Below are 16,462 nucleotides of genomic sequence, written 5' to 3' on the forward strand. Positions count from 1 at the left end.
CCTCAGGCGATGTCGGTACATGACTCGTCGGTCTGCCAGCTGATGTCGAATTCGATGGCCACGGCCGTGGGGACGGTCAAAGCAATGGGTGTGAATCGATGTGCCACTCCCTCCAGCGCGACGCCGGTCAGCACCCGTCCGGGGAGGCTTTCCGGTGCTGTCGCCGTGACCGTCGTTGTGGACGTACCCGGTGCGGGCCGGAGGTAAAAGTCCGCGCCCGCCTGCACAATGCCGACGATCGTCTCACCGTCGGAATCGACGAGCGTGTGTCCGTCGCCGACGTTGAGCGTCAACGGGATTGGCACTTGAAACGGTCCTATGAGCTCCGAATTGGCGGTTGCTTCGGTATCGACTAGTTGTGGTTCCACCGTATCGCGCGAGGCTTTGCGCGCCCCAGTGATCAGATAATTGTAGAGGTGCACAATTCGATCGGCATTGCGGTAGTGGCGGGAGCCGGTCAGCCAGAAGCGAACATGGTCGATTTTCGGATTGGCCGCGTCGGTCGTCGCGATCAAGCGGTAATGGCGATAGCCACGCCCGCCGCTGCCGTGGCTGCTGGCCGACAGCGTGCTGCCCACCCCGAGCGTGCGTCGATGACGGCCCCTGCCCGCGCCCACCGTCAGCTGCGAGCGCGAAATGTCTTGCCAGGCAACGCCGTCGGTGGACTTCTGTAGTTTCAAGCCGACCGCAGCATCGGCGTCCACCCACACCGAGTAACCGCCGAGTTGGGGTTCGCCGTCGAATTCGAAGGTCAACACGCGTCCGGCCGCCCGGCGTACCTTGACGGGTGCGTTAAGGGGCCGAGTATCCAGGGTCAAACCGTTGGTGAAATGCCAAACCGCGGCCTGGGTGGCGGCGATCGCCTCGTGTTCGCTGATGTGGGCCCGTCCCACGGGGTCGCCCGCGGCCCGAAGTTGCTCGCTCAATTCGGCCGTCGTGCGCATCGGGAAAGAGTTGCGCAGGATCCAGTCGACCTCGGCTTCGTAGTCGCGGCTGCGCAGGTGGGGCAGCGCCGACCAGCTGCCCAGACGGTAGCGGGATGGCTGATGAGGCGCGATGCCGAAGAAGTCCAAGGAATACGCGTGGAGGTTGGGATTGACCCTGATCAGGTCGGTGCGGGCAGAGCTACCATCGTCGAACACGACCGTGTCCACGGTATGGGAGTATGTGCCCCCGCGGTAGCGCGTCATCCGCGCGACTTCGGTTGCCGGCCTGACGAGGACCCGGTGGCGGGTCTCTACCGGCGCGGAGGCGCGGGTGGGTAGTGACATCACTGTCATGGATGGTTTTCTTCCTGAAAGTTTTTGCTGGCGAACGCGCGTCTGGGCCGGGGCGGTGGTAGCCCCATCGGTGGGCAGGGCGCGGGATTTCTACTGCGTCTTCAGAGCGTCAGGAAATCAACAACAGCGACAACAACAGCAGGCGGCGGTGCGCGAAGGAACGAAGCGCGGCTGAACGGCCTGTTGCATGGCCCCCACTATAGGCCCAGACGAATATCACTGTCAGATTGCGGTCGCTTTACGGCCCTTTAATTCAGCGCGGGAGTAATGCTTTGCGCCGCTCCGACAGTCTCCTAGGCTCGGCGCGCGAACCCGGTCACGGCGGGTGATCATGGACCTGCCGCACCACGCTGCAGCACTCGATCGAGCATGGAAGGACCACGATGACGTCGGCTCAAAGCGAGTCTCAGGCACTCGGCGATCTTGCAGCTAGACAGCTTGCCAACGCGACCAAGACCGTCCCGCAGCTTTCCACCATTACGCCCCGCTGGTTGCTGCACCTGCTCAGCTGGGTCCCGGTGGAAGCGGGCCTTTACCGGGTCAATCGGGTGGTCAACCCCGAAGGGGTCGCCATCAAGACCGAAGCGGGCGCCGGCACCGAAGAACCGCTGCCCGAGACATATGTCGACTACGAGACCAGCCCGCGCGAATACACGCTGCGAAGCATCTCGACCCTGGTTGACATCCACACCCGAGTCTCCGACTTGTACTCGAGTCCGCACGATCAGATAGCGCAGCAGCTGCGGCTGACCATCGAGACGATCAAGGAGCGTCAGGAGTTCGAGTTGGTCAACAGCCCCGAATACGGGCTGCTGGCCCAGGCGACTCCGGAGCAGACCATCCAGACGCTGGCTGGCGCTCCGGCACCCGATGACCTGGACGCGCTGATCACCAAGGTGTGGAAGACGCCCAGCTTCTTCCTGACTCACCCGCTCGGAATCGCCGCATTCGGCCGCGAGGCCACCTATCGGGGTGTGCCGCCGCCCGTGGTCAGCCTGTTCGGCGCGCAGTTCATCACCTGGCGCGGCATCCCGCTGATCCCGTCGGACAAGGTGCCGGTGGAGGACGGCAAGACCAAGTTCATCCTGGTGCGCACCGGCGAGGAGCGGCAGGGTGTGGTCGGCCTGTTCCAGCCGGGCCTGGTTGGCGAGCAGGCGCCGGGTCTGTCGGTGCGGTTCACCGGCATCAACCAGTCGGCAATCGCGACGTACCTGGTGACGCTCTACACGTCACTGGCCGTTCTCACCGACGACGCGCTCGCCGTGCTCGACGACGTCGCCGTGGACCAGTTCCATGAGTACAAGTGAGTATCGAGCGGTAGACGCCGAAAGCGACCTGCCCATCAGCGCCGCGGAACTCGCCGCGCTGGCAAGCCAGCTGTATGCGGCCAGCATCCGGCCGGGTCCCGACAGCCCGCCGCAGGCGGCGCCGGTCGCCCCGCGGGGCAGCGTGCCGGACGCCACGGCCGCGACGTCGGCCGGTCAGGCGGCCATCGGGGCCGCCGACGTGTATTCGGCGCCGGTCCCGGCGCTCGGTGTCACCGACATCTACCTTCCGGCTCCGACGTCGCGCGAACCCGAAACCCCGCCGCAGGCGGCGCCGGTCGCCCCGCGGGGCGGCGTGCCGGACGCCACGGCCGCGACGTCAGCCGGTCAGGCGGCCGCCGGGGCCGCCGACGTGTATCCGGCGCCGATTCCGGCGCTGGGTGTCACCGACATCTACCTTCCGGCTCCGGCGACACCGGAACCGAACGCCCCGCCGCAGACGGTTCCCGCCGCGCCCCGTGGCGGCCTGCCGGATACGACCGCCGTGCTCGGCGACTTCGTCGGTTTTGGCGTGCCGGGCCAGGGCGTCGTGCCGACCGTGCCCGGGGCGGTGGCCGGGGCGCCCACGGCGGTCCCCGCGGCTGCGCGTGGGGCGTCGCCGTACTCGGTGCCCTCCTGGGGGTCCGACGCGCCCCCGGTCCCCGACCTGGGCTGGTCGGACGGCGCCGCGCCAACGCCGGTGACGGCCGGAGGTGACGAGCACAATTACTCCTTCCTGAGCGTCGCCGATACGGTGCCGCGGCTGCCCGATGAGCACGAGGTGTTCGACGTCAACGCGATCCGGGCCGACTTCCCGATCCTGAAGGAGGTCGTCAACGGAAAGCCGTTGATCTGGTTCGACAACGCGGCGACCACCCAGAAGCCACAGGTGGTGATCGACCGGCTGTCGCATTTCTACATCCACGAGAACTCCAACATCCACCGCGCCGCACACGAATTGGCGGCCCGGGCCACCGACGCGTACGAAGAGGCCCGCGACACCGTGGCCGATTTCATCGGCGCGCCAAGCTCTGAGAACGTCGTGTTTGTGCGCGGGACCACGGAGGCCATCAACCTGGTGGCGCACGCGTGGGGTGGAAAGCATCTGCAGCCCGGTGACGAGATCGTCATCACTCATCTCGAGCATCACGCGAACATCGTTCCCTGGCAACTCATTTCGCAGAAAACCGGAGCGATCCTAAAGGTTGCGCCGATCGATGATGCCGGTAATCTATTGCTGAGCGAATTCGAGGAACTGCTCGGTCCTCGGACGAAGCTGGTGGCCGCCAGTCAGGTGTCCAACGCGCTGGGGACGGTGGTCCCGGTGGACGAGATCGTGGAATTGGGCCATCGCTATGGGGCTCGGGTGCTTATCGACGCCGCCCAATCGATTCAGCATCTGCCCGTTGATGTTTCCGAGCTCGGCGCCGATTTCCTGGTGTTTTCCGGACATAAGATCTACGGCCCCACCGGTATTGGCGCGCTCTACGGTACCGAGGAGGCGCTGACGGAGACGCCGCCGTGGCAGGGCGGCGGTCACATGATCGCCGACGTCACGATCGAACGCTCGCTATATCAGGGGCCGCCGACCAAGTTCGAGGCCGGCACCGGCAACATCGCCGACGCGGTCGGGCTGACCGAGGCGCTGCGCTATGTGCAGCGGTTGGGCATCGAACGCATCGCGGCCTACGAGCACTCGTTGCTCGAGTACGCGACGCCGCGCCTCGCCGACATTCCCGGTGTCCGTCTGGTGGGCACCGCGACCGAGAAGGCCAGCGTGCTGTCCTTCGTGCTGGCGGGACACGAGCCGCTCGAGGTGGGCAAGGCGCTCAACGCGGAGGGTATCGCGGTCCGCGCCGGGCATCATTGCGCACAACCCGCGCTCCGGCGCCTGGGACTGGAGGCCACCGTTCGCCCGTCGTTCGCGTTCTACAACACCTTCGAGGAGATCGACGTCTTCCTCCGGGCGGTGCGCAGGATCGCCGAGGGCGGCACCAACGTCGGCTGACGGCTCTCGCATGCGGCTAAGTGCCTGTGTACCAACCCAACACGCGCGATGTCAGCAACACGATGCCCAGCGAGACCGCGGCGACAACGGTGAGGCCGATGACCGCGACCACCAGCGGTCGCCATCCGGTGCGTGCGATCTGACGGATGTCGGTGTTGAGTCCCACGCCGGCGAAGGTCAGCAGGAACGCCCATTTCGACACGTTGGCGAGGTTGGCGGTCTGGCCCTTGGTCAGCCAGCCCGCGGTCGCGATCGCGGAGACCACCAGGAAGCCGAGCACGAACTTCGGGAACTTCTCCCAGACGAACGCGGCCTTGGCCTTTGCGCCGGGTGCGACCTCGTCGGCCTGGCCCCGAGCGGCCCAGTAGAGGGCGAAGCCCAGGACCACGAATCCGATCAGCGCGTTACGGGTCGACTTCACCAGTACCGCGATCTTGCCGGCATGGTCGGAGTACAGGTAACCGGTGGCCGTGGTCTCGGCGGTGTTGTCCACCGAAAGGCCTGCCCACAGGCCGAATTCGTGATCGTTGAGCCCGATCGCGTGGCCCAGCGGCGGCAGCACGAACAGCGACACCGCGCCCAAGGCCAGGATGGCCGCGATCGCGTAGCTGACATCGGAGTTGCGGGCCCGAATCGCGCCCTTGGCCGCCACGATGGCCGAGACCCCGCAGATGGACGTTCCGATCGCCAGCAGTGAGCCGAGCTTGCCCGACAGCCCGAACGCGCGCGCCGCGCCGATGATGATCGTTCCGGCGATCGTCATGTCCACCAGAATCTGCACCAGGCTGGCGCCACCGAGCTTGGCGATATCGCCGAGTACGAAGCGCGAACCCAGCGCGACAATTCCGACCTTGAGCCAGAATTCGTAGGTGAGCACGCCGGGCCGGAAGATGGGGTGCAGGCCGATGGTGTTGGTGATCAGCAGCCCGATCACGATGGCCCACAACACGTATTCGATGTCGGGCACGGTCCAGTGGTGATGTTTGGCCAGCGCGTTCCACCACACCTGGGCATACTTACCCAGCACCCCGACCCCGATAAGGAGCAGGATGCCCGGCACGTAGTCGAGCGGGCGGGTGCTGGTGAAAGTGGCCTCGGCCGACGTCTCGTCGGGCTCGGCGCGAAGGGTGCTCATCCGGGTCACCATGGGATCTTCGGAAGCGCGTTGGCCACAGCCAGCGCGACGATCACGCCGGCCACCGCGGTCGCCCACCAGTCCACCGATACCGATCGAACCCGTCTGGGCCGGCCGGTCCGTTGCCCGGTCTTTTCCTCGCGTCCGTCATTCGGACCGCTTTCACCCACAATGACCGCTCCTCGTTCGCCTTTGGCGGCCTAGGTGCCGCACGGCCGCTGACGGAATGGTGGCGTGTCGGGTGGCCCGGACCAAGTGATTAGCTCGCCCTGAATTTTGGGCGCGCCGCCGGCAGTGATCTCGGGCCGCGGTCAGGTTGGCAGGCCGAGCTTCTCGGCGTCCGCACGGTAGCGGTCCACCCACTCATCGGAGCGCTGGTCGGCCTGGCGTTCCAATACCGGTTCGGGGGCCAGCCGCGGGTCGAGGCCGAGCGCCTCCAGAATGGAGGCCACGACCTGAGTCAGGTTGCGCCACAACACCGGGTATGGGATCTCCATCGGGTTGACGCCTTCGTCGGCGAACCAATTCCGCCAGCCCTCGTTTTGGGCGCGCAGCATGGTGACGACGTGCGCGATCGCGCCGGCGTGATAGGTGGCGCGCGCATCGCGAGCCGGGTCCGGCCTGCCTCGCCACACCCGCGTCTGCACCGCTCGCCAGAACGACACCGCCTGCGAAATCACATCGGGCCGATGCACGTAGATGAAGAGCGGCTCTTCGCCCACCACGTCGGTGATGGCGGCCAGGAGACCGTCGCCGCTGCGATTCGGGAGATTCTTCGCACGGTTCAGCAAGAGTGGCGTCTGGTTCCACATCAGCTTGCCGCCCCAAATGCCGTTCGGCGTCCTCCCGACCGTGCGGATGTAGTCGCGCCAGATCTCGGGCGGCGCGAGGTCCGGTGTCCCGGCGTCGAGTGGGTCAAGCAGGCTCAGGATCGATTCGTCCTCCACGCCGGCGAACCACTCGCGCGGCTGGGGCGCCTGGCTGGTGGCGGGCAGGTATTGAAAGAACTCTTGCGGCTCGCCGGCGACGCCGGTCGCGCGCAGCGACTCGACCAGCAGCGTGCTGCCGCTCCGCTGGGACGCCAACACCAGGTAGGAGGACGGGGTATCGGTCACCCGAGTAAGCGTATCCGGGCGCAAATGCTGTTGCTATCGGTGCTTTTAGCCTCATCCTGAACGCAACCCTTGTTTTGAACACCGATAATCCGAACCGTGTCGCTTGGCGGCGATAGCCGAACGGGACGGTGGCCGTGGACGCTCAACTGGGTTGTTGGCAACGGAAGACTCGTCAAGCGACGAGTGGCCATTTAGCGTCTGCGCTGCCGAGGCGTTCCGCGAAATTTGTGACATTCACCGCATGCTGGCCCGCCCGGCTTCGCGCCCCGCCGGCCGGGCACCCGGCGGTCTGACATCTGTCGCCAAGCGAACGGGTGTCATTCTGGGGTTTTAGCTGTTCTCGTGTGCCGCGTATGCAGACGGCACGGGTCCTCTGCCGAGTCTTACTCGCCCTGGCCAATTTTGCTTCGTGTTGATTCCAACCCTGACGCGGTATTGGGTTTGCCCGTAAATTCCTCGCGTGATCTAGGCGCGCAAACGGACATCGCGGTCGGCGTGTAACAACAACCGGTGCTTTCGCGCTGGCTAATTGCCGGCGCATTAATTGCATTACGAGAATGGAACACGGGATTGGGCCACATGGACGGCGGTCGGGCGGAGCGAGCCTTGTGAACGGCTCCACCATCGCGAAGCCCATGAATGCGTTGGGCGAGTTCTTCCTACTCAGCGCCCAGGCGTTGGTCGCCGCGGTGCGGGGGCCGTGGGCGTGGCGGGAATTGCTGGAGCAGATCTGGTTCGTCGCGCGGGTGTCGATCTTTCCGACGATCATGCTGTCGATCCCGTACACGGTCCTCATCGTCTTCGTCCTGAACATCCTGCTGGTCGAGATCGGGGCCGGTGATCTGTCCGGCGCCGGCGCGGGCCTGGCGTCGGTGACGCAGGTCGGGCCCGTCGTCACGGCGATGGTTGTTTCCGGCGCCGGGTCTACCGCGATGTGCGCTGACCTGGGCGCGCGCACCATCCGCGAGGAAATCGACGCGATGAAAGTGATCGGCGTCGATCCGATTCAGGCACTGGTGGTTCCGCGCATCATCGCCGCCACGTTCGTCGCGGTCCTGCTCTACTCGGTGGTCGCGGTCACCGGGTTGACGGGGAGCTACGTTTTCGTGGTCTTCGTTCAGCACGTCACCCCCGGCGCTTTCGTCGCGGGAATGACCCTTGTCACGGGGCTTCCCCAGGTAGTGACTTCGCTGATCAAGGCCACGCTGTTCGGGTTGTCGGCGGGCCTGATCGCCTGCTACAAGGGCCTCTCGGTGGGCGGCGGTCCCACCGGTGTTGGCAACGCCGTCAACGAGACCGTCGTCTTTTCCTTCATGGCGCTGTTCTTCATCAACATCGTGCTCACCGCGCTCGGCGTGAAGGTCACCGCGAAATGACCGACGCAGCGCGGGAACCGTCGTGGATCATCAGCCTTGGCCCCAGGGCCACCGATTACGCCCGCAAGCTCGGTGAACAGACGGCGTTTTACGGCCAATCCCTGGCCAACATCGCCGACGCGGTACGCCGCTATCCGGGCGAGCTGCTTCGGCTGATCGCCGAGATGGGCATGGGCACAGGAGCTTTGGCAGTGATCGGCGGCACCGTAGGCATCATCGGCTTCCTCACCCTGACCACCGGCGCCCTGGTCGCCGTCCAGGGCTACGACACGCTGTCCAACGTCGGAGTCGAGGCGCTGACCGGATTTCTGTCGGCCTTCCTGAATGTTCGGATGATCGCGCCGTGCACCGCCGGCCTGGCCCTGGCGGCCACGATCGGTGCCGGCGCGACCGCGCAACTGGGCGCCATGCGGATCAATGAGGAGATCGACGCGCTGGAGGTGATGGGCATCCGCGCCATCACGTATCTGTCGTCGACGCGGATCATCGCCGGGATCCTGGTCGTCATTCCGCTCTACGCCGTCGCGGTGCTGATGTCCTTCATCGCGGCCAAGTTCCTGACGATTTACAGCTACGGCCAATCGCGCGGGGTATACGAGCACTACTTCTCCACGTTCCTGCGCCCCACCGACTTGTTCTGGTCGTTTCTGGCGGCCCTGACCATGGCGACGGGCGTGATGGTTGTGCACACGTACTACGGTTTCACCGCGACAGGTGGTCCCGCCGGGGTGGGGGAGGCCGTCGGGCGTTCGGTGCGGTCATCGATGATCGTCACGGCGTTTGTCTGCCTGGCGATTTCGTTGTCCGTCTACGGGCAGTCCGGCAACTTCAACCTGTCGGGATGACTGCATGAGCAATCACAGGGAGAGCGGCCCCGGGCAACGGAATCGTGTCCGCCGCAGCAGAATCGACCCGATCTGGTGGGCTCCGACTCTGTTCATCCTCATCGGGGCAATCATCGCGGTGACCGCGGGGGCGTTCTCCGGCAAATTCCAGGAAACGATCCCGCTGACGCTGGTGTCGGACCGGGCCGGACTCGTGATGGAGCAGGGCGCCAAGGTCAAGCTCCGCGGCGTGCAGGTCGGCCAGGTGGGCTCGATCGGCACCGACGTGAAAGCCGCTCAGCTGCAACTCAAGATGCAGCCCGGCCCGTTCAAGTATCTGCCGAGCAACCTCGAGGCGGAGATCAAGTCGACCACGGCCTTCGGATCGAAGTATGTCGACCTGATCGTGCCCGAAAACCCCAGCGCGACCCCGCTCAAGCCCGGCGCGGTGCTGCACTCGCGCAACGTGACGGTCGAAGTCAACACCGTCTTCGAAAACCTCCAATCGGTGGTCCATGCGATCGACCCGGCGAAGCTGAACGCGATCTTGTCGGCCTTCTCGGAAGCGTTGCGCGGCAAGGGCGAGCGGCTCGGCCAGGCCATCACCGGGGCGAACGACGTGCTGCTGACCGTCAACCCCCGCATGGACACCATCGACAAGGACTGGAGGCTGTTCGGCAAGACGACGGCGATCTACTCCGATGCCGCCCAGAACATTTTGTCGATTCTCGATTCGGCGGCGACGACCAGCAACACCCTGACCGAAAACCAGCGGTCGCTGGACACGCTGTTGTTGTCGGCGGTTGGCCTGAGCCAGACCGGCATCAACGTCATCGGCAGGAACGAATCCAACATCGTCCGATCGATCAACCTGCTCGATCCGACCACGGCACTGCTGAACAAATACTCGCCGACCTTCACCTGCTTGTTCCAGGGCGCGCAGTGGTACGTCGACCACGGGGGCCGAGACGCGTTGGGCGGCAACGGCTATTCGGTGATCTTGGACGCCGGGCTGCTGTTCGGTGACGATCCGTACCGGTACCCCAAGCACCTACCGAAAACCAATGCCACCGGCGGCCCGGGGGGCAAGCCCAGCTGCGGGTCGCTGCCCGACCCGAGTGCCAACTTCCCGGTACGTGCGCTGGTCACCGACACCGGATGGGGTGCCGCCCCGAACGAAATCCGCACCAACATGGCCACCGGTAACCCGTGGTGGGCGAACTGGTTCCCGACCACGAAGAACCCGCCCGAAGCGCCGCGCTACTTCTACCGTGGGGGACAACCGCCGCCGTGAAAAGACGAAAGATGTCCGCCATCATCGTGCGCATCGTGGCCTTTACCGCGGTGTGCGCGGTGTTCACATTCACGCTCGTCGCCGTCTTCGGCCAGTTTCGGTTCGAAGACCGCACCGGCTACCACGCGGTCTTCACGAACATCTCCGGCCTGAAGTCCGGCAACTTCGTCCGCATCGCGGGGGTAGAGGTCGGCAAGGTCGGGGACCTGCACCTGCAGCGCGACGGCACCGTCACCATCGGCTTCTCGGTGGACAAAGGCGTGCGCCTCACCGAGGGGACCAAAGTCGCTGTGCGCTATGAGAACTTGATCGGCGATCGCTACCTCGCGCTCGAAGAGGGGCCAGGCTCGCACCGGCTGCCGCCGGGCGCGACGATCCCGTTGGCGCGGACGTCGCCGGCGCTGGACATCGATGCGCTGATCGGCGGGTTCCGGCCGTTGTTCCGGGCGTTGGACCCCGATCAGGTCAACGCCCTGTCCGGTCAACTACTCCGGATCTTTCAGGGGCAAGGCGGAACCGTCGCTTCGGTGCTGGCCCAGACCTCGATGCTCACTTCGACGTTGGCCGGGCGCAGCGAGCTGATCACCGAGCTGATCACGAACCTGAACACCGTGCTGCACACCTTTGCCGTCCGCGACCGCGAGTTCTCCGACGGCCTGGACAAGCTGTCCCAGTTCGTCAACGGCTTGGCTCAGCGCAAGGATGAGATCTCCACCGGGCTCGCCTACGTCAACGCGGCGGCCGGGTCCGTCGCCAACCTGCTCGTCCAGGCCCGCCAGCCCATCAAGGACGTCGTGCACGAGACGGATCGCATGTCCGCGCAGGTGCTCTCCGACCGCGACTACGTCGACAACCTGCTCAAGCAACTTCCCGACATCTATCAGGTTTTGGCCCGGCAAGGCCTCAACGGCGACTACTTCGGCTTCTACTTCTGCGAGGTCCTGATGAAAGTCAACGGGAAGGGGGGCAACCCGATCTTCATCAAGCTGTTCGGCCAGCCGAGCGGGCGGTGCACGCCCCAATGACCAAGTCCAAAACCAAAGCCGGCGGGCGAAGCCCTTGGAAGATCGGCGCGATGGGTGTCTTCATCTTGGTGTGCGTGACGATCGCGGCCTTCAACTACGACAAGCTGCCATTTGTCAAGAACACCAACGACTACGCGGCCTACTTCTCGGAGGCCGGCGGCATCCGGGCGGGTAACTCGGTGCGGGTTTCCGGCATGGGCGTCGGAAGGGTCACCGGCATCAAATTAGAAGGCACAAAGGTCCGGGTGAGCTTCACCGTCCGTAACTTCATCACGTTGGGCGATCGCACGGAAGCCGCGATCAAGACCGAAACCATACTCGGCGCCAAGATGCTCGAGCTCACGTCACGTGGAGAAGGGAAGCTCTCGGGCACCATCCCGCTGGAACGCACCCATTCGCCCTACGACCTTCCGGATGCGCTCGGGGACCTGACGACCGAGATCAGCGGGCTGGACACCGCTCAGTTGTCTTCTGCGTTGACCACTTTGGCGGACACCTTCAGGGAAACGCCTTCGGAGGTCAGGCCGGCGCTGGAAGGCGTGGCCCGGTTCTCCGAGACACTGAACAACCGCGACGCCCAATTGCGCAGCCTACTGGGGAACGCGAACAAGGTCTCGACGGTGCTGGGCCGACGCAGCCAACAGATCGCGGCTCTGGTGGCGGACTCGAATGCGCTGCTGGCCGCGCTGTTGGACGAACGCGACTCCATCGACGCGCTGATGAACAATCTCACCGCGGTGTCACACCAGGTTTCGGGCCTCGTCGATGACAACAGGACTCAGCTGAAGCCCGCTCTCGACAAGCTCAACGGCGTGCTCGAGGTCCTCGACAATCGCAAACAGGACATTCAGGCGAGCCTGCCCAAGTTCAAACGCTACGCGATGTCGTTCGGCGAATGCCTGGGCTCTGGACCGTTTTTCAAGGCCTACGTGGCGAACCTGATCCCCGGCCAGATCAGCGGGCCGACGATCGACGCCCGCATGTACAACCGGTTCCTGGACCCCGAGCAGAAGCTGCCGTCGGAGTCGGTGGACCCGCCGACCGGGACGCCGCCCGTGCCGCCGGAGCAAGTGCCGCACCCGATCTGGTCTCAGCCCCCCTCGCCGGGTCCGGCGCCGGGCCCGCCGCCTGAGCCCGAGCAGCCGCCCGCGAACGGCCAACTGGGGGGACAGTGAAGATAAGCCGCCGCACTCTGCAACGACTGACCGCCGTCAGCCTGGTCGGTACCCTCGCCGTGGCTTCGTTCCTGGTCGGCTCGAAGCTGTGGAAGGAGGTCGAAAGGAACACCTACACGGCGTATTTCACGGAAGCCAACGGCTTGTTCGTCGGCGACGACGTGCGCATCCTCGGGGTCACGGTCGGGGTGATCGACAAGATCGAACCGCAACCCGGTAGCTCCAAGGTGACCTTCTCCGTCGACAAGCAATACGCCATCCCCGCCGACGCCCGCGCGGCGATCCTGTCCCCGTCGCTGGTGACTCCACGGGCCGTCCAACTCGTCCCCGCCTACTCGGGCGGCCCCAGACTGAGTCCCGGCGCGTCGATCCCGCTCGGCCGCACCGCCGTCCCGGTCGAATGGGATGACTTTCGCACGCAGCTGGAAAAACTGACCGACGCGTTGCAGCCCACCTCCCCGGACGGGGTGAATTCCCTCGGTGAGTTCATCAACTCCACCGCCGACAACGTGCGCGGCCAGGGCGACACCGCCCGCGACACCGTGATCAAGCTGTCCGCCGCGATCTCCGCACTCGGCGATCACGCCGACGACATCTTCAGCACCGTGCGCAACCTGCAGCTGCTGGTTTCGGCGCTGTCGTCCAGCAGTGACCTGCTGGCCTCGTTCAACCAAAACCTGGCCACCGTCACGACGCTGCTGACGAACACACCCAACGAAATCGCCAACGCGGTCAAGGGACTCGACGGCGCGCTGACCGATTTGCGCGACTTTCTGGCAGAAAACCGGGAAGCCATGGGCGTTACGTTCGACCGGCTGGCTTCCGTCACCACCGCCTTGAACGACAGCCGCATGGACATCAAGCAGATCCTGCACATCGCCCCGACGGTGTTCCAGAACTTCCTGAACATCTACCAGCCGGCGCAGAGCGCGATGACCGGCATCATCGCGCTGAACAACTTCGCCGACATCCCGCAGTGGATCTGCAGCTCGATCGAGGCGGCGTCCCGGGCCCGGCTCGACCGGGTCTCCAAACTGTGCTTGCAGTACATCAACCCGATCATCAAAAACCGTCTGTACAACTACATTCCGGCGGGGCTCAACCCGTTCGTCGGCACCCAGGCCCGCCCGAGTGAGATCACCTACAGCGAGGACTGGCTCCGGCCCGGGTATACGCCTCCCGCACCACCGCCCGATACACCCCCGCCGCCGCCGGCCGCCGAAGCAGCACCCGCGGAAGCGCCGCCGCCGCCGGCGCCGAGCGGCACGGTCAACTCGACGCAGGTGTTGCGGGACCTGATGCTCCCGGCGGGGGTCTCATGAAGCGGGCACTGATGGCGGTGCTGTGCCTCGTCTGCGCCACAACGCTTTCCAGCTGTGGTGGTTGGAAGGGGCTGAACTCGTTCACCCTTCCCGGGACTTCCGGCAACGGGCCCGGTGCGTACACGATTCAGGCCCAAATGCCCGATGTCGTCACCATTCAGGAAAACACCCGCGTTCGGGTTGACGACGTCAACGTCGGCAATGTGACCAAGATCGAGCTGCAGGACTGGCACGCGCTTGTGACCATGCGCATCAACGGCGATGTCCACCTGCCCGCCAACGCGACGGCCAAGCTGGGACAGACCAGCCTGCTCGGCTCGATGCATATCGAGCTCGCGGCGCCCAAGGACGAGCCGCCGGTCGGGCAACTGAAAGACGGTTCACTCATCCCGCTCTCGCGCGCGAGCATGTACCCAACCACCGAACAAACCCTGGCTTCGGTCTCAATCCTGCTCAACGGCGGCGGAATCGGTCAGCTGCAGGAGATCACGCGGGCGATCGCCAAGGCATTCGCCGGACGCGAGAACGAGATGCGCAGCCTGCTGCACCAACTGGACGAGTTCATCGCACGGACCAACGACCAGACCGACGACATCATCGCCGCAGCCGAGAATCTCAACTCGCTGGTCGGCCAGTTCGCGGACAAGGACGCGGTGGTCGACAAGGCTTTGACGACCGTGCCGAAAGCGCTGAAGGTGCTGGCCGACGAGCGCACCAAGATCGCCGACGCGATCGACCAGCTCGGCCAGTTCAGTGCCATCGCGGCCGACACCGTGCGCCAGAGCAAAGACTCTCTGGTCAACAACCTGCGTAATATCGCGCCGGTGCTGCGGTCGCTCGCCGATGCGGGACCGTCGCTGACCAAAGGGCTGGATGGCTTGGTGGCCTACCCGTGGCCGGCGTCGACGGCGAGGAATTGGTTCCGCGGTGACTACGCCAACCTCACCCTGATCGTCGATCTCACGTTGAGCCGCCTCGACACCGGGTTCTTCACCGGTTCACGGTGGGAGGGCAACCTCACCCAGCTCGAGCTGCTGTGGGGACGGACGATCGGGATGCAGCCCAGCCCCGCTACCGCGGGCAACCCCCTGACCTATCCATATCACTTCGGGGGGTACTGAATGCTGCGTCTGAATCGTCGAACCTGGATACAGCTGGCGATCCTGTCGTTGGTGACGGTCCTGTCTTGTGGCGCAATGGCTTTCAATTACATGAAGCTGCCCGAAACGCTTTTCGGGATCGGGGAGTACGTCGTCACCGTCGACCTACCCGAGTCGGGCGGGCTCTACCAGACGTCTGTGGTCACCTACCGTGGCACTGACGTCGGTCAGGTCAAGTCGGTCGATGTGACCGCGACCGGGGTTCGCGCGGTGCTCGCGATCAGGTCCGGCGTCAAGGTGCCCGCCGACGTCCAGGCGTCGGTGCACAGCCGCTCGGCCGTCGGCGAGCAATACATCGAGCTCACCCCCCAGCCCGGCAAGGACGGCGATCACGGTCGGGCGCTGCGAGCAGGTGATGTCATTCCCGCAGGCCGAGTCGACGTTCCCGTCGACATCGGACACCTGCTCGACGTGACCAACCGTGCGCTGCAGGCGATTCCGCGCGACAACCTGCGCACCGTGGTTGACGAGACGGATCGCGCGGTCGGTGGTCTCGGGCCCGAGCTGTCCAGGATCGTCGACGGGTCGGCGGCCCTGGCCATTGCCGGGGGGCAGACCGTCGGGCCGCTTGCCGCGTTGATCGACCAGACGCCTCCGGTTCTCGACTCTCAGATCCAAACGTCGGATTCGATTGCCCGGTGGGCGAGTCGAACCGCGGCGATCACCGCCCAGTTCAAGGCGCAGGACGCCGCCTTTCGGGACCTGTTGACGCAGGGGACCAACGGGGTGGAGGAAAGTCGCGCGCTGCTCGATCGGCTGTCGCCTGCGCTGCCGGTGCTGTTTGCGAACCTGGTCAGCCTGGGCGACATCGCCGTTGTCTACCGGCATGACATCGAACAACTGTTGGTGCTGTTCCCCCAGGGCATCGCGGCGATGGCCGCAATCGTCGTGCCCAGCTCGAACACCAAACAGGAGTACCGGGGTGCGCAGCTGGACTTCAACCTCAACATCAATCTGCCACCCCCCTGCACGACGGGATATCTGCCGCCGACTCAGCGCCGGTCGCCGGCCAACGTGGACGCGCCCGACCGGCCCGCCGCGGATCTGTTCTGCCGCGTGCCGCAGGATTCGGAGTTCAACGTTCGCGGGGTGCGCAACATCCCGTGTGAGAGCAAGCCGTGGAAACGGGCGCCCACGGTCGAATTGTGCGAAAGCGACGAAGAATACGTGCCGCTCAACGACGGCTACAACTGGAAGGGCGACCCGAACGCCACCTACACCGGGCAGGGCGTACCGATGTACCCGCCGGGACAAGACCCGCGGCTTCCACCGCCGCGGGGCACCGCGCAGCCGGCGCCTGCGCCGCCGCCGCTCGCCGTCGCCACGTACGACCCGGCCAACGGCGACTACATAGGCCCGGACGGGCGCCGCTACACCGAATTCGACCTGGCCCATCCGCGTGCCAAGAACTGGCAGTCACTTCTAGTGCCGCCGGCCTAAGTAA

The 16,462-nt window shown here is 65.4% G+C and carries 14 protein-coding genes; 10 read left to right on the top strand and 4 right to left on the bottom strand.

Translation table 11 applies throughout. From position 1 onward, the window contains the following. Positions 1 to 2: 2 nt before the first annotated feature. Positions 3 to 1,280: a thioester domain-containing protein gene (locus tag A5701_RS03270; RefSeq protein WP_067748450.1), complete on the bottom strand. Its 1,278-nt coding sequence runs from the start codon at positions 1,278 to 1,280 to the stop codon at positions 3 to 5. A 383-nt stretch (positions 1,281 to 1,663) separates the two neighbouring features. Between A5701_RS03270 and A5701_RS03275 the strand changes: the two genes are divergently transcribed. Together A5701_RS03275 and A5701_RS03280 are read left to right on the top strand one after the other, a co-directional pair. Beyond that, complete coding sequence (locus A5701_RS03275; RefSeq protein ID WP_067748452.1) at positions 1,664 to 2,587, top strand: family 2A encapsulin nanocompartment shell protein; 924 nt, start codon at positions 1,664 to 1,666, stop codon at positions 2,585 to 2,587. Continuing rightward, positions 2,574 to 4,592 (top strand): family 2A encapsulin nanocompartment cargo protein cysteine desulfurase, encoded by a 2,019-nt coding sequence (locus tag A5701_RS03280; RefSeq protein WP_067748454.1) that lies wholly within the window; start codon positions 2,574 to 2,576, stop codon positions 4,590 to 4,592. Before A5701_RS03275 ends, A5701_RS03280 begins: the two co-directional genes overlap by 14 nt. 16 nt (positions 4,593 to 4,608) lie before the next feature. Here A5701_RS03280 and A5701_RS03285 read toward each other — a convergent pair whose 3' ends face one another. From A5701_RS03285 to A5701_RS03290, 3 genes are all read right to left on the bottom strand, one after another. Further along, a complete protein-coding gene (locus tag A5701_RS03285; protein WP_067748456.1) occupies positions 4,609 to 5,739 on the bottom strand; it encodes a YeiH family protein in 1,131 nt (376 codons plus the stop codon). Next, entirely contained in the window at positions 5,733 to 5,897 is a 165-nt protein-coding gene (locus A5701_RS27895) for a hypothetical protein (protein WP_156669889.1), read from the bottom strand. The genes A5701_RS03285 and A5701_RS27895 overlap by 7 nt, the downstream gene beginning before the upstream one ends. 141 nt (positions 5,898 to 6,038) lie before the next feature. Continuing rightward, the gene (locus tag A5701_RS03290) at positions 6,039 to 6,842 is read right to left on the bottom strand and encodes a Stf0 family sulfotransferase (protein ID WP_067748458.1); all 804 of its coding nucleotides are present in this window, start codon (positions 6,840 to 6,842) and stop codon (positions 6,039 to 6,041) included. Between the two features lie 608 nt (positions 6,843 to 7,450). On the opposite strand from A5701_RS03290, the gene A5701_RS03295 reads away from it, so the two are divergent. From A5701_RS03295 to A5701_RS03330, 8 genes are read left to right on the top strand one after another with little or no spacing between them, the layout of a single operon-like run. Then, positions 7,451 to 8,218, top strand: a complete 768-nt coding sequence (locus A5701_RS03295) for an ABC transporter permease (protein ID WP_067748460.1) — start codon at positions 7,451 to 7,453, stop codon at positions 8,216 to 8,218. After that, on the top strand, positions 8,215 to 9,063 hold the full coding sequence (locus tag A5701_RS03300) for an ABC transporter permease (protein ID WP_067748462.1): 849 nt from the start codon (positions 8,215 to 8,217) through the stop codon (positions 9,061 to 9,063). The genes A5701_RS03295 and A5701_RS03300 overlap by 4 nt, the downstream gene beginning before the upstream one ends. Before the next feature lie 4 nt (positions 9,064 to 9,067). Next, positions 9,068 to 10,336: an MCE family protein gene (locus A5701_RS03305; RefSeq protein WP_067748464.1), complete on the top strand. Its 1,269-nt coding sequence runs from the start codon at positions 9,068 to 9,070 to the stop codon at positions 10,334 to 10,336. Positions 10,337 to 10,347: 11 nt separating this feature from the next. Next, positions 10,348 to 11,361 (top strand): MCE family protein, encoded by a 1,014-nt coding sequence (locus A5701_RS03310; protein WP_067748466.1) that lies wholly within the window; start codon positions 10,348 to 10,350, stop codon positions 11,359 to 11,361. A 50-nt stretch (positions 11,362 to 11,411) separates the two neighbouring features. Beyond that, positions 11,412 to 12,536 carry an MCE family protein gene (locus tag A5701_RS03315; protein WP_369807378.1) on the top strand — a complete coding sequence of 375 codons (1,125 nt, stop codon included), beginning with the start codon at positions 11,412 to 11,414 and terminating at the stop codon, positions 12,534 to 12,536. Beyond that, the gene (locus A5701_RS03320; protein ID WP_067748470.1) at positions 12,533 to 13,858 is read left to right on the top strand and encodes an MCE family protein; all 1,326 of its coding nucleotides are present in this window, start codon (positions 12,533 to 12,535) and stop codon (positions 13,856 to 13,858) included. The genes A5701_RS03315 and A5701_RS03320 overlap by 4 nt, the downstream gene beginning before the upstream one ends. Continuing rightward, positions 13,855 to 14,979, top strand: a complete 1,125-nt coding sequence (locus A5701_RS03325) for an MCE family protein (protein WP_067748472.1) — start codon at positions 13,855 to 13,857, stop codon at positions 14,977 to 14,979. Before A5701_RS03320 ends, A5701_RS03325 begins: the two co-directional genes overlap by 4 nt. After that, the gene (locus A5701_RS03330; protein ID WP_067748474.1) at positions 14,980 to 16,458 is read left to right on the top strand and encodes an MCE family protein; all 1,479 of its coding nucleotides are present in this window, start codon (positions 14,980 to 14,982) and stop codon (positions 16,456 to 16,458) included. It begins immediately after the preceding gene. Positions 16,459 to 16,462 lie beyond the last annotated feature (4 nt).

Origin of the sequence: Mycobacterium sp. E3305, from assembly GCF_001666785.1 — a bacterium.
Taxonomy (GTDB): Bacteria; Actinomycetota; Actinomycetes; order Mycobacteriales; family Mycobacteriaceae; genus Mycobacterium.

Excerpts from the sequence above, each read along its gene's own strand:
- A5701_RS03305 (WP_067748464.1), top strand. The coding sequence starts at position 9,068 with ATGAGCAATCACAGGGAGAGCGGCCCCGGGCAACGGAATCGTGTCCGC.
- A5701_RS03285 (WP_067748456.1), bottom strand. The coding sequence starts at position 5,739 with ATGGTGACCCGGATGAGCACCCTTCGCGCCGAGCCCGACGAGACGTCG.
- A5701_RS03315 (WP_369807378.1), top strand. The coding sequence starts at position 11,412 with ATGGGTGTCTTCATCTTGGTGTGCGTGACGATCGCGGCCTTCAACTAC.
- A5701_RS03330 (WP_067748474.1), top strand. The coding sequence starts at position 14,980 with ATGCTGCGTCTGAATCGTCGAACCTGGATACAGCTGGCGATCCTGTCG.
- A5701_RS03275 (WP_067748452.1), top strand. The coding sequence starts at position 1,664 with ATGACGTCGGCTCAAAGCGAGTCTCAGGCACTCGGCGATCTTGCAGCT.
- A5701_RS03325 (WP_067748472.1), top strand. The coding sequence starts at position 13,855 with ATGAAGCGGGCACTGATGGCGGTGCTGTGCCTCGTCTGCGCCACAACG.
- A5701_RS03310 (WP_067748466.1), top strand. The coding sequence starts at position 10,348 with ATGTCCGCCATCATCGTGCGCATCGTGGCCTTTACCGCGGTGTGCGCG.
- A5701_RS03280 (WP_067748454.1), top strand. The coding sequence starts at position 2,574 with ATGAGTACAAGTGAGTATCGAGCGGTAGACGCCGAAAGCGACCTGCCC.
- A5701_RS03300 (WP_067748462.1), top strand. The coding sequence starts at position 8,215 with ATGACCGACGCAGCGCGGGAACCGTCGTGGATCATCAGCCTTGGCCCC.
- A5701_RS03270 (WP_067748450.1), bottom strand. The coding sequence starts at position 1,280 with ATGACAGTGATGTCACTACCCACCCGCGCCTCCGCGCCGGTAGAGACC.